A 15,389-nucleotide genomic window follows, 5' to 3' on the forward strand; every position below is an offset into this window, starting at 1 on the left:
CGCCGGTGCGAACCGGCGGGGGCGTCGGCATGTGCGCACATGACCCGCATCACGGGCCGGCGGTGAACCCACGGGGACCCGCCGGACGACCGACCAAGTGTGTGGAGCCGACCGTCTGGGCGGGGCGCGCCGCAGCGGTCGTTCCGCCGCTGACGGAACCGGGGATCCTGCGGCTGCTGACCTGGCCTGTGCAGCCGTCGGACAGCACGGCCGCCACGGTCGCCGCCGCCGTACTGGCCGTCGGCGGGCCGCTCCTCTACGCCGCCCGGGGCAGCCGTACGACGGCCGCCTAGTCCATCGTCGAGCCGATGGTCGTGGAGCCGGTCGTCAGGAACGTCGTCGCGGGGAGGGAACCGTCCGCCTCGCGTGCCCCGTACGCGCCGGCCGCGTCCGTCGACCTGAAGGGCGGGGTGGCGACGCCGCTGTCCCAGTTGTTGCCGGCGGAGACCGTCGAGGAACCCCGCTTCACGGGGCCGCCCTTGTCCCTGGCCGCGAGGTTCTTGCCGAGGCGGGCCTTGCCGGTGGCGAAGTAGAAGCCGTTCTGGGCGTTGGCGTACGCGGTGTTGCGGTTCAGGGCGATGGCGCCGGTGTTGGAGTTCTCGGTGAAGCCGTGGAGCGTGTTGTCCCAGGCCGCGTTGTTGTTGACGACGTGGGCGACGGAGGCTCCCCCGCCGCCCAGTTTGAAGCCGTTGCCGTTGCCCTCGAAGGCCGGGTCGTTCCAGCGGTTCTTCCCGTTGCCGAAGGCCCAGGAGTGCTCGAGGGTGACCGGCGAGGAGAACTGCCAGAGGTCGAGGCCGTCGTCGGAGTTGTCGTACAGCCGGGCGCCCGTGATCCTGTTGCCCGTCCCGGAGCCGAACTTCACGGCGATGCCGTCGGCGTTCTGGCCGTGTCCCGCCGGGTCGTAGTTGCCGTGGCTGTCCAGGTTCTGCACGAGGTTGCCGGTGGTGCCGTCGCCGCGCAGGGTGAAGCCGGAGTCGCCGTTGCCGGCGGTGACCAGGTTCCTGAACACGCCGCCGGCCGAGGACGTGGCGACGAAGCCCTGGGCCGGGGCGTTGACGAAGGCCAGGTCCTGGACGGTCCAGTGGTCGCCGTAGAGGCCGGCCAGCCAGGAGCCGGCGGGCAGCTTGGAGCCGTCGATCCGCACCTTCTCGCTGCCGTACGGCCGCAGCGTGATGCGTGCCGAACTCGTGCCGTTCGCCGTGGACTTGAGGGTCGCGGCCGGATAGTAGGTGCCGCCGCGGACCTGGATGACGGTGCCGGCGGTGGCGTTCTTCACGGCCGCTTCGAGCTGGGCCGCGGTGGAGACGGTGACCGCTGCCGAGGCGGCCTGCGCGCCACCGCTCGACAGCCCGAGGTAGACGCCGCCCGCGCCCGCTGCCACGGCCACGGCCGCGGCGATGGCGAGCGTACGGGTCCTGCGGTGGCGTCCGGTGCTGAGCGGCACGGAGCGTTCCTTTCCTGGGGAATGAGGGACGGAAACGGTTCGCAGGGGCCCGCTCCGATCCGTTTCCGCCCAGCAGTCGCCGCCGCGCCGGGAAAGGGTTGCCGTCGTCACGTGCACCGGTGTGCCCGGGTTCCGAAACTTTCGGAACCACGGGCCTCATGCACACCCGTTGACGCACTGCCCCCGTCCGGTGAAACTCCGAGGGCCGCTATCCAACAGAATCCCCCACACTCCGACAGGAAGTGTCATGCGCCCCCGCACGCTTCTGCTTCCGTTCCTGGCCCTGACCGGCCTCCTCCTGACTCTCCTCACGGCGCCGCCCAGCACCGCAGACCCCGGAGCACCACCCGTGAAGCACTCCAAGTACGCCGGCTATCTCTTCGCCTATTTCACCGGTGAGGGCACCGCCGACGGCGAGCAGATCCGTTACGCCCTCAGCCGGGGCAACGACGCGCTGCACTGGCGTGAGCTGAACGCCGGCAAGCCGGTCCTGACGTCGACGATCGGCGAGAAGGGGCTGCGCGACCCGTTCGTCATCCGCTCCCCGAAGGGCGACCAGTTCTACCTGATCGCCACCGACCTCAGGATGTACCAGAACTCCAGCGGGAGCTGGGACGACGTGCAGCGGCACGGCAGCAAGTCGATCATGGTCTGGGAGTCCACCGACCTGGTCCACTGGACCGACCAGCGTCTTGTGAAGGTCTCCCCGGACACCGCGGGCAACACCTGGGCCCCGGAGGCCTACTGGGACGACAAGCTCGGTGAGTACGTCGTCTTCTGGGCGTCGAAGCTGTACGCCGACGACGACCCGGACCACAAGGGCGACACGTACAACAAGATGATGTACGCGACCACGAAGGACTTCCGCACCTTCAGCGAGCCGAAGGTCTGGAACGACCCCGGTTACTCGGTCATCGACTCCACGGTCGTGAAGTACAAGGACGAGTACTACCGCTACACCAAGGACGAGCGGGACCCCACCTCCTCCAGCCCCTGCTCGAAGTTCATCACCGGCGAGAAGTCCACCTCCCTGACCTCGACGAAGTACGACTTCGTGGCCGACTGCATCGGCAAGGGCGCGATGGACCGCGGTGAGGGCCCGACGGTGTTCAAGTCGAACACCGAGAAGAAGTGGTACCTGTTCATCGACGAGTACGGCGGCCGCGGCTACCTGCCGTTCGAGACCACCGACCTCGCCTCGGGCAAGTGGACCCCGTCCACGAACTACCAGCTGCCGGCGAGCCCCCGGCACGGCACGGTGCTCCCGGTGACGCAGAAGGAGTACGACCGGCTGCTGGCGGCCTACCCGAGCACCTCCACCACGGTGGTGGACGCGACGGCGGGGCACCAGAAGGGCTACTCGATCGTCACGGACAGCGCCTCGAAGGTCGTCCTGCCGATGGAGCCCAAGGCCGACCTGCGCGACCTTGCCCCGAAGCTCTGGGTGGGTGAAGGCGCCAAGCTGAGCCCGAAGTCCGGTACGCGCCGCGACTTCCGCACGCCGCAGAAGTACACCGTGACGGCGGCCGACGGTACGAAGCGCACCTGGACGGTCGAGGCGGTCCGCACGCGCAGCCCGCTCCTGCCGGGCCTGAACGCCGACCCCGACGTGCACTATCTCGACGGCAGATACTGGATCTACCCGACGACGGACGGCTTCGAAGGCTGGAGCGGCACCAAGTTCAAGGCGTACTCGTCGAAAGACCTGGTCAACTGGAAGGACCACGGCGTCATCGTCGACCTCGGGCCGGACGTGAGCTGGGCCGACAAGAACGCCTGGGCGCCCGCGATCGCCGAGCGCGACGGCAAGTACTACTTCTACTTCTGCGCCGAGCAGCAGATCGGCGTGGCGGTGGCCGACTCCCCCGCCGGCCCCTTCAAGGACGCGCTCGGCAAGCCGCTGGTCGCCAAGGGCGGGGCGCTCAAGGGCCAGATGATCGACCCGTCGGTCTTCACGGACGACGACGGCCAGGCGTACCTGTACTGGGGCAACGGCCACGGGTACGTGGTGCCGCTCAACGACGACATGGTGTCCTTCGACGCGTCGAAGGTGAAGGACATCACCCCGGACAACTTCCGCGAGGGCTCCTTCGTGATCAAGCGGAAGGGCACGTACTACTTCATGTGGTCGGAGGACGACACCCGCAGCGAGAACTACCACGTGGCGTACGCGACGGGACCGTCCCCGCTCGGCCCGTGGACCAAGCGCGGGACGATCCTGGAGAAGCGGCCCGAGTACGGCATCCTCGGCACCGGTCACCACTCGGTGGTGAACACGCCCGGCACCGACGACTGGTACATGGTCTACCACCGCTTCGCCCTCAACGGCCCGGGGCTGCCGGGCGGCGACGGCATGCACCGCGAGACCACCATCGACCGCATGGAGTTCGCGGCCGACGGCAGCATCAAGCCGGTGGTGCCGACGCTGGAGGGCATCGAGCCGGTACGGCGGTGACGCTTCAGTCCATCGTCGCTCCGATGGTGGTGCTGCCCGTGGCCAGGAACGTGGTCACGGGCAGCGCGCCGTTCGACTGGCGGGCGTTGTAGGTGGTCGAGGCGTTGGTGGACCGGAAGGCCGGGGTCGCGATCCCGGAGTCCCAGTTGTTGCCGGCCGACACCACCGACGAGCCCTTGCTGACCGACCCGCCGCCGTTGCTCACGGCGAGGTTCTTCCCGAGCCTCGCCGAGCCGGTCGCGAAGTAGTAGCCCCACTTGGCGTTGGCGTACGCCGTTGTCCGGTTGATGACGATGGCGCCCCTGTTGCTGTTCTCGGTGAAGCCGTTGCCGGCGTTGTCCCAGGCGGCCGAGTTGTTGACGACGTGGGCGACCACCTCCCCGTCACCGCCCAGTTTGTAGCCGTTGCCGTCACCCGCGAACGCGGAGTCGCCCCAGCGGTTCTTGCCGTTGCCGAACGCCCAGGTGTGCTCGACGGTGACCGGCGAGGAGAACGACCAGAAGTCGAGGCCGTCGTCGGAGTTGTTGTACAGGCGGGCCCCGGTGATGAGGTTGCCCGTGCCGGAGCCGAACTTCACGGCGATGCCGTCCGCGTTCTCGCCGTGCGTGGCCGCGTCGTTGTGGCCGTAGGAGTCGATGTTCCGCACGGTGTTGTTCACGGTGCCGTCGCCGGTGAGCGTGAAGCCGGAGTCGCCGCCGTCGATGGTCTTGATGTCGTTCCACACCGTGCCGGTGCAGGACTGGCACACGACCGCGCTGTCCGGGGAGTTCTGGAAGGTGATCTTCGAGACGTTCCAGTAGTCGGCGGTGAGCTTGAAGATCCAGTTGCCGTCGGGCAGGTTCGAGCCGTCGATCTTGACGGTCTCCGAGCCGTACGCGGTGAGCGTGACCGGCGACGAGGACGTGCCGTTGGCCGTGGACTGGAGGGTGGCCGTCGGGTAGTAGGTGCCACCGCGCACCTGGATGACGGTCCCCGGTGCGGCGTTCTTGATCGCGTCGGCCAGGTCGGCCGAGTTGCTGACGACCACGGTGGCGGCCTGGGCCTGGGTGGGGAGCACGGCGAGGCCGGTGCCCAGGGTGAGGGCCGCCAGGGCGGCGAGGGCGGTACGACGAGACATGGGAGAGCGGTTCCTTTCTCGTACGGGGTGGGGGGGTGGTTCACAGGACGGAGTCGAGCCAGCCGAAGACCTCGTCCTGCAGGGGGTCGGTGAAGACATGGCCGAGCTCCGGCCAGGTGCTCAGCCGCAGCCGTTCCTCGGCGCGGCGGGACCGCCAGACGGCGCGCAGCTTGTCGTGGGCGACGCGTACGCCGTCTGCCGGGAACAGCGTGTCGAGCCCGCCGTTGAGGAACAGCATCGGCCTGGGGGCGGCGATGCTCGCCACGTCGGGGATGTCGAGATGCCGGGCGAGACCGGGGTGGAGCATGTAGTACGCCGACTGTCCGCGCAGCGTGTTGTTGCCGGGCACCATCATTTCCTTCAGGCCGGTCATCCAGCACACGCTCGCGGCGGCCGCGATGTGGTCGCTGAGGGCGGCGGTCTGCCAGGCGCGGTAGGCGCCCATGGAGAAGCCGACGGCCGCGACCCGCCGGGCGTCCACCCGGTCGAGCCCCGCCAGGAAGGCGGCGGCCCGCTGGTCCTCGCGGGCCATGAGCCCGGCGAGCGAGGAGCCGAGGTTGTAGAAGTTGGACGCCAGCGCCTGCTGCTGTTCGTAGGCGAGGGGCCCGCGGTCGCCCCAGCCGAGCGCGTCCAGGCACAGCACCGCATAGCCCCGCCGGGCCAGTTCGTCACCGACGAAGCGTCCGCTGAAGTACTTGTCCGCCCACGCCTGGGCCGAGGCGAGACGCGTGTCGTCGTACCAGGGCCGGACGAGCTTCTCCTTGCCTATGTCGAACCTGGCGCCGTGGTCGTGCAGGAGCAGCACGGCGGGGAAGGGCCCGTCGCCGTGCGGGGTGAGCAGGGCGCCCCGCACGCGCTCGTAGCGGGTGAGGGAGACGGTGACCAACTCGCGGGTGCAGTCGCGCCCTTGAGTCCGCCCGGTGTACTCCGGCGCGAAGGGCACCCGGTCCTGCCGCTCGACCAGGAGGTGCTCCTCGACGGTGGACCGGGCAGCATGCCGCCAGGCCCGGAAGTCGCGGATCGGGGACGTGCCCCAGGCGAGCGGGAAGGTCAGCCGTTCCTTCAGCGCGGGGTGGAAGTCGGGCAGCGGCCCGTCCACGACCGCCGCCTCCGCCCCGCTCACCGCTCCCCCGGCCAGCAGCGCCGAACCCGCCCCGACCACGAACGACCGCCGTCCGAGCGACTCATGGGCGTCCATACGACCTCCCGGCTCCGGCGTGCCGCAGTACGTATCGCTCGACCGCCGACGAGGACGTGAAGGCGCGGTAGTCGTACACGTCTGCGGGGTCCCAGCCGACGTCGCTCCCGAGGCCGAGTCCGCTCGCCACCGCGTTCAGACGGGCGGGCCGGCCGTTGAACCAGGAGCCGGTGTCGCGGAACCGCTCACCCCCGTAGTCCGCGACGGCGAGGGACGGGCCTCCCCGGGGATAGCGGAAGACATTGCGCTCGGAGAAGATCGCGGACTCCACGCCGACGCCCAGGGCATAGAGCGGTGCCTGCCCCTGGTAGACGTTGTTGACGACGTGCACCTGCCCGAAGCGGACGCGCGGGGCGCGCTGGACGATGCCGGTGAACAGGTTGCGGGCGAAGGTCACCTTGAGATGCCCCCGGTCCCGGTCACCACGCCCGTCGCCCGACCCGATGAGGAGCGCCTTGTCGTGGTCGTCGAACCGGCTGTCCGAGACGGTGATGAAGTCGGAGCCGTCCTCGATGTCCAGCAGCCCGTCGTGCCGCTGGACGCGCTCGCCGTGGAAGCCGAGGGGTGCCTCGCGGTCGGGGAAGCGGCCGTCGGTGAAGGTGCAGTGGTCGATCCAGATGTTCTTGCCGGTGATCACGGTCAGGGCGTCGAAGCGTGCGTTCCAGCTGCCACGGGTGCCGTCGTCCGGGGACCAGCTGGTGAAGTGGTCGACGGGCGCCTCCAGACGGAGGTTGCGCACGATGATGTCGCTGCCGGTGTTGACGGTCAGGAACACCCCGAGCAGCCGGGCGTCGCGACCCACGCCGACGAGCGTGGTGTTGCTCGGCACGGTGAGCTGGATCTGCGCCTTCTCCTTGTTCGACCCGGTCTGGCGCAGCTGCCGCTGCTGCTTGCAGTGGTCGAAGCGGGTGTCGGACCAGACGGCGCCGTCCTCGCCGAAGCAGGACATGTACTTGCCGAGGTCGTAGCCGGGCGCGTAGTCCTGCTCGCCGAGCAGGGACCCGTCGTCCGCCTCGTGCCCGGAGATGGCGCCGGCGACCCGGATCACCTTGGGCGCGGTGGGATCGCCGTCGTTGGCGAGGGCCTGCTTCAGCTCGGCCCGCGTGTCCACCGTCCAGGTCCTGCCGCCCGCCCCGCCGTCGGTGCCGGAGCCGGTCGAGGCCCAGCCGACGGGGGCGTGCTCGGCGGCGGAGGCCGCGGGAGCCGGCCAGAGCAGGCACACGCCGAGGAGGAGAACCGCGGCCCTACGCACAGGGCCTCCAGTCACCGAGGTAGTTGTCCCGGGTGTGCGACGCCGCCTGAGACGCGCCGAGTTGGGGCCGGTTCTCCGGTACGGAGACGACGGCGCCGGGCCCCGTGTTGCGGTACTCGGCGAACCGCATGGTCTGCCACGGATGGTTCGCGCGCATGTCGGTGTACGGGGTCACCGCGTCGATGCCGGGCCCGATCCGGGTCTCCCGCACGACGAGCGACGGCCAAGCCGTGGTCTCGTACGACGGCACCCAGGGCCGGGCCAGTTTGTACGCCGCGTCCTCGGCGCCGGAGGTGATACGGCATCGGACGGCGAGGATGCCGTACGGGTTCGCCCGGGCCGTGGAGGGGGCGAAGACCATGCCCTTGGGCGTGAAGTCCACGTCCCGTGCCAGCGTGCGGAAGTGGCACTGCTCGAACACGGCGGTCGCCCGCCCGAAGACGAAGTCGACGTCCCCCTCGATGTAGCAGTGCCGGAAGTACTGCCGGTCGAAGGTGCCGAGGGCGCCGGTCTCGACGAAGACGGTGTCCTGATGGGCCAGGAGACGCACGTTCTCGAAGCGGGTGCGGTCGCCGTACGTGTACGAGGCGACCGCCTGGGTGCCGGTGATGCCGGGGTGGTCGGCGCGCAGCCAGTCGTTGGCCAGGGTCAGGTCGCGGACGGTCAGGCCGGGGGCGGCGGAGGTGAAGGTCGCGGAGCCCGCCGTGCCGTACGTGCCCGAGCCGTCCGGCTTGGGCGTGCCGTTGGCGTTGTCGTACACGATGACGACGTCACGCGGGTCCCGGGTGGCGCCCCTGAGGGTCAGCCCGGCTTTCCGTGCCGGGATGCTGACGACCTCGCGGTACGTCCCGGGGTGCACGACGACGGTCCAGCCCGGACCGTCCACGGCGTCCACGGCGGCCTGGACGGAGTCGCCGGGCCGGACGTGCAGGGTGCGGCGGCCGGCCGAGGCGAAGGCCGGGGCGGCTCCGGCGGCGACCAGGCCGCCGGCGAATCCGGTGAGGAGGGTACGCCGGCGCATTCAGCACGCCTCCTTCCACGGCTCCCAGTCGCCGAGGCAGGCGGCGGGGGTCGCGGACCGGGCCTGCTGGGGCGTCAGTTGGGGCCGGTTCGCCGGGACGGTGATCGTGGCGCCCGGACCGGAGTTGCGGTACTCGGCGAAACGCTGCTCCTGCCAGGGATACGACTCCGACATGTTGGTGTAGGGCGCGACCGCGTCGATGCCCGGGCCGAGCCGGGTGTCCCGGACGGTGAGCATCGGGCGGGCGGTGGTGTCGGAGCTGGGGACCCAGGGCCGGGCCAGCTTGAAGTGGCCGTCGGGAGCCTCGCTGCTGACGCGGCTCCTGGTCACCAGGTAGCCGAGGGGGTTGGCACCGGCCGTCGAAGGGGCGAAGACGAAGCCGTACGGGGCGGCCGGCAGGTCGGTGCGGTTCAGGGTCCGGAAGTGGCAGTGCTCGAAGACGGCGGTGGCCCGTCCGAAGACGAAGTCGACGTCGCCCTCGGCGTAGCAGTGGGCGAAGTACTGGCGGGCGAAGGTGCCCAGTGCCATGGAGTCGGCGTACAGGGTGTCCTGGTGGCCGAGGAACCGGCAGTGGTGGAAGGCGGACCGGTCGCCCTGGACCTTGAGGGCGACGGCCTGGGTGCCGGTGATGTCGGGGTGGTCGGCGCGCAGCCAGTCGTTGGCGAAGGTGATCCAGCGGGCGGTGAAGCCGTCGGCCTGCACGGTGGTGGTGGCGGAGCCGGTGGTGCCGTGGGTGCCGCCGCCGGGCTTCGGGGTCCCGGCCGCGTTGTCGTACACGATCACGACGTCACGGGGTCGCTCGCTCGCCCCGATCCAGGTCATCTCCGTACGGGCGGGGTCGACGGCGACCGTCTGACGGTAGACGCCCGGCGCGATGACCAGGGTGTACCCGCTCCCGGACGCGGCGGCCACGGCGTCCCGGACGGTGGTGAAGTCACCGGCGCCGCCCGGGTGGACGTACAGGGTCTTCGGGCTCCGGCGCGCGGCCGTTGAGCCGTACCGGCCGAACGGACGCGGACGGGTGCCGGCCCGCGCGGGGGCGGACGCGAGGCCGAGGGCGGCGCCCGCTGCGGCGCTCGCGACGAGGAACCCCCGGCGGGAGAGGGAACGGTGGGGTTGCGAGAGCATGCGGCTGCTCCTTCGCTACGGCGGGTGCGGGAGGGGAAGGGCCGGGACGGGCGCACCCCGGGGCCAGGGGTGCGATGCGGGCCGCCCCGGCCTGTTCAGGAGGAGCGGGTCAGGTCAGCACACGCGGCCGGCGCCCGCGCCGGCGTTGACGATGCCCGGGACCGCCTTCGCCGGGTCGACACCGGCCCGCAGGGTCGGCGTCCAGCCGGCACCCGACTGGAGCGTCTCCCCGGGGATCTCGGCGTTGTGCACGGCGATCAGGTCGACGGCCTTGCCGTTGACGTAGTTGCCGTTCGCGGTGAGCGGCGCCTCGTTCCACTTCTTGAGGATCTTCCCCGTGCTGATGCCCTGCGCGAGCGTGAACGCGTTGTGCTCGGCGACGAGCCGGGACTCCTTGCCGATGCCGTAGACGTAGCCCCACTTCTGGCCCTTGGTGACCACGAAGTGGTTGTTGTACGAGTCGACCTGCCCGAACCGCACGCGCGGCGCCCGCTCGACGATGCCCTCGAAACGGTTGTGGTGCAGCGTGACCTTCAGCTTGCCGGTGTCGTCGGCGGTGGCGCTGTCGCTGTTGCCGATCAGCATGGTCTTGTCGTGGTCCTTGAAGGAGTTCCAGGACACCGTCACGTGGTTGGAGCCGCGTACGACGTCGGCCAGCCCGTCGTGCTGCTGGTAGGTCTTGCCGAAGTAGGACGGCAGGGAACTGTCGGGGTACCGGCCGTCGGTCAGGGTGTTGTGGTCGATCCACACATGGGTGGAGCCGTAGACGACGACCCCGTCGTACTCGGAGTTCCAGGCGCCGGTCTTGTTGTCGTCGGTCGGGTCCCACTGCGGGAAGCAGTCGACCGGGGCCTCGATGGTGAGGTTGCGGACGATGACGTTGTCGACGCCCTTGATCTGGAGGCTGCCGCCGAGGATCCCGGAGTTCTTGCCCAGGCCGATGATGGTGGTGTTGGCCGGCACGTTCGCCTTGATGGCCTTGTCCTGCTGGGCGGCGGACGCGGCCCGCAGGTCCTCCTGCGCACCGCTGACCGGCTTGTCGTGCCCCCAGACGGCGGGGTCGTAGTCCGCGAGGTACTTCTGGAAGTCGTACCCCTCGGCCTCGAACGCCTCGCAGCCCTGGGAGACGGCGTCGATCATCCCCTGCACCTTGATGATCCTGGGCGCGGAACCGCCGTCCTTCAGGGCGGCCTTGAACTGCTCCCAGGTGGTGACGGTGTAGACGTGCGCGGCATCGGCCGTGGCACCGCCCGTGGTGCCGGTGCCGTACGCGCCCCACCCGTCATTGGTGCCGAGGGTCTGGCGAGCCGCGTCCCGGGGGCCGGCCTGCGCGGTGGTGCCGCTCAGGGACAGCACGAGCGCGGTGCACCCGACCAGGAGGGCGACTCTACCTATGACGTGATCATGACACTTCTGGATCTTCACGGTGCGGCTCTCTTCCTTCTTCTGTGTCGAGGGGTGTTACGCGGCGGACTCGGGCCAGCTGATCCAGGACTCCGGAATCTCCGCCTCCAGCCGGCACACGTCGCGCGGCCCGAGCACCCGGGCCCGGAGCAGCTCCCGAGCCACGAGACGGGCCACGGCGATCGCGCCCGGCGGGTTGAAGTGCGTGTTGTCCTGCTCGGTCGCGGTCCAGTTGAAGTACGTCTTCGTCTTCTCGACCCCGAGCTCCTGCCACAGGGCGAGCGACAGCGCCTGGATGTCCAGCAACGCGACCCGCTCCTCGGCGGCGAGCGCCCGCATGGCCGCCGGATACTCACCGTGCGTCGGCACGGCCTTCCCTGCCGCGTCGAACCTCCGCCGCTCGACGGCGGTGGCCAGCACGGGCCGCGCCCCACGGGCCCGGGCACCGTCGACGTACATCCGCAGATGGTGCTGATACGTCGACCAGGGCTCGGTGTAGCGGGTGGGGTCTTCCGCCTTCTCGTCGTTGTGAGCGAACTGGATGAGAAGGAAGTCACCCGGCTCGATCACATCGAGAATCGCATCGAGCCGCCCCTCGTCCACGAAGCTCTTGGAACTCCGCCCGTTCACGGCGTGATTGGAGACGGGCCGAGAGCGGTGAAGGAAGAAGGGAAGCGCCATTCCCCACCCGGTCTCGGGCGCGGCGGCAGCATACTTCTGGGCGGCGGTGGAATCACCGGCGATATAGAGGGTGCGGCTGCGTCGACCATGGGTGGCTTGTGCCGTACCAGCGGCGGATAATCCGAGAGACACCGAGGCAACAGCGGCAACGGCAACCTGTCTTCGACTAAGAGACACCAAGACCAACTCCCTTTTTCTTGGGGGCGCGGGGAACTGCGCGACAAGCCAGGGACGGCCCGCAGACTGCGAACCACAGGCCGCCCCACGACGAATCCCAGCAAATCAACCGTTCTGCTGGTCCCACTCCTCCTGAGCCGCATTCAACTGCCCAGCCATCGTGTCCAGGAATTCCTTCGCACTCATCTTCCCGAGCAACACCTTCTGGAAGTTCGGCTCATTGTCAGCCTTGGAGATGGTGTTCCAGTCGGGCAGGTAGTACGGCAACTGCACAATCGTCGTCGACCCGTCCGACAACGCGTCAGCGGCCAGCTTCGTAGGCTCGGCCTTCGAAATCCACGCATCCGACGCCGCGTCCGTGTTCGACGGCACCTGCCCCGCCGCCTCGTTGAACCGCGAGTTCTCCGCCTTGGACGTCGCGAACTCGATGAACTTCCAGGCGGCTTCCTTGTTCTTGCCGCTCTTGAAGAGCCCAAGACCGTCAACGGGGTTGGACACCTGCACCCGCTTGCCGCCGGAGCCCACCGGCTGGGGAATCCCGCGGAACTTCCCGGCCCCCAGCGCCTTCACATGGTCCTGGTACGACCCGAGGTTGTGGTTCAGCATGCCGATCGTGCCGGAGTCCCACTGCGCGACCATCTTCGTGAAGTCGTTGTTGAGGTCGGCCGCCGGAGTGACCTTCTTGTACAGCGCCGCGTACTTCTCCAGCGCCGCCACGTTCTTGGGGTCGTTGACCGTGGTCTTGTCGCCGCCGGCGTTCCAGAACGACGTGATCCCGGACTGCCCGTACATGGCGTCCAGCGCCTGGGCGATGGACCCGGAGCCACCACGAATGGTGTAGCCGAACTCGTTCTTGCCCTTGTTCGTGAGCTTGTCCGCGGCCTCGAAGAACCGCTCCCACGTCGTGGGCTCCTCAAGGCCCGCCTTCTCGAACAGGTCGGTGCGGTAATACAGCACACCGTTGTTCGCGGAGGTCGGAATCGAGTACAGCTTGTCGTCGCCGCCGCCGGCCGCCTTCAGCGACTCGACCATGTCCTTGTTGAGCTTGCCGTTCAGCGAGGACTTGCCGAGCCGCTCGTCCAGCGGCTCCAGCGCGCCCTGCGCGGCGAACCCGGCGAGCATCGCCGCGCCCACACCGCCGACGTCCGGCAGGCCGCCGCCCTGGAGGGCGGTGTCGACCTTGGACTGGTACTCGGTGGAGGCGATCCCGACGTACTCGACCTTGATGTCCGGGTTGGCCTTCTCGAAGTCGGCGATGATCTCCTTCCAGATCTCGGTGCGGACACCGCCGTTGTTGTCCCAGAAGACGATCTCGCCCTTGCCGCTGCCCTCGGAACCCTTGTCACCGCCCGCCCCGCTGCCGTCGTCGCCGCAGGCGGTGACGGTCAGGGCGAGCGCTGCCCCCAGGGCGACGGCCGTGGCGGCGCGCCTGCTTCTGCGAATGCTGATCTTCATTGGTCGGCTCTCTTCTTCTGGATCCAACTGGCTGTGAACGTGCGGGGGGTCAGTGGTGGCGGGCGTACGGAGCCCAGTCGTCCGTGCCCTCGAGGTAGTGCGCGACGGTGTGGGTCCGCGCGGCGGCGTCGCTCATCTGCGGCCGGTCCGCGGTCACGCCCGCCCCGGGCCCGTGGTTGCGGTACTCGGTGAACCGCGCGTCCTTCCACGAGAACCCGCTCATGTCGGTCCAGGGCGAGGACTTGACCGCGACGGGCAGCTGGGTGTCCCGGATCAGGACCTGCGCGATCGCGTCCGGCTCACCGCCCGGGTGCCAGGGCCGTCCGAGGTGGAAGGTCCCGGCGGGCGCGTCGCTCACGATCTTCGACTTGGTGATCAGGAACCCGTACGGGTTGCCCTTCCAGGTCGAAGCGGCGGTGATGTAGCCGTTGTTCGTGTCCGAGCCGCGGCTCAGCGCCCGGATCACGGACCGCTCTATCACCGTCGTGGCACGGCCGTAGACGAAGTCGACGTCACCCTCGATGTAGGAGTCGCGGACGTAGACCCGGCTGAGGGTGGTCAGCTTGGGGCTGTCGGTCATCAACGTGTCCTGGTTGCCCAGGAACGCGGTGTCCTCGAAGACGATCCGGTCGCCGGTCGTCTTCATCGCCAGCGCCTGCTCGCCCTTGAGCTCGTGCGCGGCCTCGTCGAAGTCGTTGCTGAAGGTGAGGTTGCGCGCCGTGACGTCGTTCGCGGCGATCCGGACGGTGGCGCTCCCCGTCGAACCTCCGTACTCGGCGGGCGTGTCGAAGACGATGACGGTGTCCGAGCGGTCGCGTCCGGTCCCCCGCAGCGCGAGGTGCGGCTTGCTCGCCGGGATGTACACCTTCTCGCGGTAGGTGCCGGGCGCGACGGCGATCGTCACCGGGGTGTCATTGCCGTCGGGCACGGCGTCCACGGCGGACTGCACGGTCGGGTAGGCGGCCGGCACCCGCAGCTCGACCGGGCCGCCGATCCGCTTCTGCGGCCCCGAGAACCGCTTCACCAGCGCGGGCACGGCGGCGGCCGGGTCGAGCCGGTAGGCGTAGAACTCCCGGGGGTCGAACGCCGCGCCCCACGCGTCGTGCCGGCCCGTCGTGTTCCGCAGGATCGACCCGCGCTGCACCAGCTCGGCGGTGGCATCGGCCTGGTAGGGGTGCTGGACACCGTCGTAGAAGCTGTTCTCGATGACCATCTTCGTCTTGCCGCGCGACCAGTTCCCGTACGTCCACACGGGGTCGCCGTCGGACAGCTGCGAGGACAGGTAGTTGTTGTAGAGGTGCGCGTAGGCGCAGTTGTCGGCGGACGGGTTGCGCTGCTTGGTGCCCGTGAACCAGTTGTGGTCGACGGTGATCTGCGTCCTGACGTTCGGGGTCCAGCCGATGCCGAAGGTCTTGTTGTTGTTCGTGAACCGGTTGTAGGAGACGGTGACGTACTCGCTGTCCTTGCGGATGTCGAGCTGGCCGTCGCAGATCCGCGAGAACCGTATGTGGTCGATCCACACGTGGTGGGCGGTGTCGAGGCGGATTCCGTCGTAGTCGGTGTCCTTGCAGTCCCAGTTGCCTTCGATGGCCGTGTCGCGGATGGTGAGGTTGCGGATGACGACGTTGTGGGTGCCGGGGTCGAGGGTGAAGCCGCCGTGCACGATCTCGGCGGTGTCGCTCACGCCGATGATGGTCTTGTCCGAGGCGACGGGTATCTCCGTGCCGAACGGGTCCATCTCCACAGCACCCTCGACGCGGATGACGTAGGGCTCCTCGGCCGCCGCGTACTTCGCCAGCGCGGCCTGGTCGGTGACGGTGACGACCTTGCCGCCCGCGCCGCCGGTGGTGCCGCCGGCGAGGGAGGCGAAGCCGTGCGGGCGGTCGGTCCAGCGGTCCGCCGCTGGCACGGCCCGGGCGGACGGCGCCGCCTGGGCGTCACCGATCGCCCCGAGGCTCAGCGCGGCGACGAGGCCGAGCACGGCGGCCACGACCTTGCCGCGCCTCGGTCTCGACAAGCGCTTGCTACGGAAGTGCGTCATTGCGGCTCCCAACAGG

The 15,389-nt window shown here is 69.4% G+C and carries 12 protein-coding genes; 2 read left to right on the forward strand and 10 right to left on the reverse strand.

Annotated elements, in window-relative coordinates; genetic code table 11:
• The first annotated feature begins 101 nt into the window (after window positions 1-101).
• Window positions 102-293 (forward strand): hypothetical protein, encoded by a 192-nt coding sequence (locus tag OHU35_RS09885; RefSeq protein WP_189730358.1) that lies wholly within the window; start codon window positions 102-104, stop codon window positions 291-293.
• Here OHU35_RS09885 and OHU35_RS09890 read toward each other — a convergent pair.
• Window positions 290-1,444: a right-handed parallel beta-helix repeat-containing protein gene (locus tag OHU35_RS09890; protein WP_405505170.1), complete on the reverse strand. Its 1,155-nt coding sequence runs from the start codon at window positions 1,442-1,444 to the stop codon at window positions 290-292. The two genes, OHU35_RS09885 and OHU35_RS09890, sit on opposite strands and share 4 nt — an antisense overlap.
• A gap of 247 nt (window positions 1,445-1,691) precedes the next feature.
• On the opposite strand from OHU35_RS09890, the gene OHU35_RS09895 reads away from it, so the two are divergent.
• Window positions 1,692-3,899, forward strand: coding sequence for a family 43 glycosylhydrolase (locus tag OHU35_RS09895; RefSeq protein WP_405505171.1), 2,208 nt, complete (start codon window positions 1,692-1,694; stop codon window positions 3,897-3,899).
• Window positions 3,900-3,903: 4 nt separating this feature from the next.
• Here OHU35_RS09895 and OHU35_RS09900 read toward each other — a convergent pair whose 3' ends face one another.
• The 9 genes from OHU35_RS09900 to OHU35_RS09940 all read right to left on the reverse strand — a co-directional run bounded on the left by OHU35_RS09900 (window position 3,904) and on the right by OHU35_RS09940 (window position 15,373).
• Window positions 3,904-5,016 (reverse strand): right-handed parallel beta-helix repeat-containing protein, encoded by a 1,113-nt coding sequence (locus OHU35_RS09900; protein WP_405505172.1) that lies wholly within the window; start codon window positions 5,014-5,016, stop codon window positions 3,904-3,906.
• A 40-nt stretch (window positions 5,017-5,056) separates the two neighbouring features.
• Window positions 5,057-6,214: a dienelactone hydrolase family protein gene (locus tag OHU35_RS09905; RefSeq protein ID WP_405505173.1), complete on the reverse strand. Its 1,158-nt coding sequence runs from the start codon at window positions 6,212-6,214 to the stop codon at window positions 5,057-5,059.
• Entirely contained in the window at window positions 6,201-7,466 is a 1,266-nt protein-coding gene (locus OHU35_RS09910) for a polysaccharide lyase family 1 protein (RefSeq protein WP_189730367.1), read from the reverse strand. Before OHU35_RS09910 ends, OHU35_RS09905 begins: the two co-directional genes overlap by 14 nt.
• The gene (locus OHU35_RS09915; protein ID WP_189730369.1) at window positions 7,459-8,487 is read right to left on the reverse strand and encodes a pectinesterase family protein; all 1,029 of its coding nucleotides are present in this window, start codon (window positions 8,485-8,487) and stop codon (window positions 7,459-7,461) included. The genes OHU35_RS09910 and OHU35_RS09915 overlap by 8 nt, the downstream gene beginning before the upstream one ends.
• The gene (locus OHU35_RS09920; RefSeq protein ID WP_189730371.1) at window positions 8,488-9,615 is read right to left on the reverse strand and encodes a pectinesterase family protein; all 1,128 of its coding nucleotides are present in this window, start codon (window positions 9,613-9,615) and stop codon (window positions 8,488-8,490) included.
• A 114-nt stretch (window positions 9,616-9,729) separates the two neighbouring features.
• A complete protein-coding gene (locus OHU35_RS09925) occupies window positions 9,730-11,040 on the reverse strand; it encodes a polysaccharide lyase family 1 protein (protein WP_189730373.1) in 1,311 nt (436 codons plus the stop codon).
• 36 nt (window positions 11,041-11,076) lie between these two features.
• Window positions 11,077-11,877: a rhamnogalacturonan acetylesterase gene (locus OHU35_RS09930; RefSeq protein ID WP_189730445.1), complete on the reverse strand. Its 801-nt coding sequence runs from the start codon at window positions 11,875-11,877 to the stop codon at window positions 11,077-11,079.
• Window positions 11,878-11,982: 105 nt separating this feature from the next.
• Complete coding sequence (locus OHU35_RS09935; RefSeq protein ID WP_189730375.1) at window positions 11,983-13,332, reverse strand: sugar ABC transporter substrate-binding protein; 1,350 nt, start codon at window positions 13,330-13,332, stop codon at window positions 11,983-11,985.
• Between the two features lie 49 nt (window positions 13,333-13,381).
• Window positions 13,382-15,373: a pectinesterase family protein gene (locus tag OHU35_RS09940; protein ID WP_405505174.1), complete on the reverse strand. Its 1,992-nt coding sequence runs from the start codon at window positions 15,371-15,373 to the stop codon at window positions 13,382-13,384.
• Window positions 15,374-15,389 lie beyond the last annotated feature (16 nt).

This window comes from Streptomyces purpurascens, assembly GCF_045040895.1.
GTDB lineage: Bacteria > Actinomycetota > Actinomycetes > Streptomycetales > Streptomycetaceae > Streptomyces > Streptomyces purpurascens.

Coding starts and splice junctions, on each gene's coding strand:
- OHU35_RS09895 (WP_405505171.1), top strand. CDS start 1,692: ATGCGCCCCCGCACGCTTCTGCTTCCGTTCCTGGCCCTGACCGGCCTC.
- OHU35_RS09900 (WP_405505172.1), bottom strand. CDS start 5,016: ATGTCTCGTCGTACCGCCCTCGCCGCCCTGGCGGCCCTCACCCTGGGC.
- OHU35_RS09905 (WP_405505173.1), bottom strand. CDS start 6,214: ATGGACGCCCATGAGTCGCTCGGACGGCGGTCGTTCGTGGTCGGGGCG.
- OHU35_RS09915 (WP_189730369.1), bottom strand. CDS start 8,487: ATGCGCCGGCGTACCCTCCTCACCGGATTCGCCGGCGGCCTGGTCGCC.
- OHU35_RS09920 (WP_189730371.1), bottom strand. CDS start 9,615: ATGCTCTCGCAACCCCACCGTTCCCTCTCCCGCCGGGGGTTCCTCGTC.
- OHU35_RS09935 (WP_189730375.1), bottom strand. CDS start 13,332: ATGAAGATCAGCATTCGCAGAAGCAGGCGCGCCGCCACGGCCGTCGCC.
- OHU35_RS09940 (WP_405505174.1), bottom strand. CDS start 15,373: ATGACGCACTTCCGTAGCAAGCGCTTGTCGAGACCGAGGCGCGGCAAG.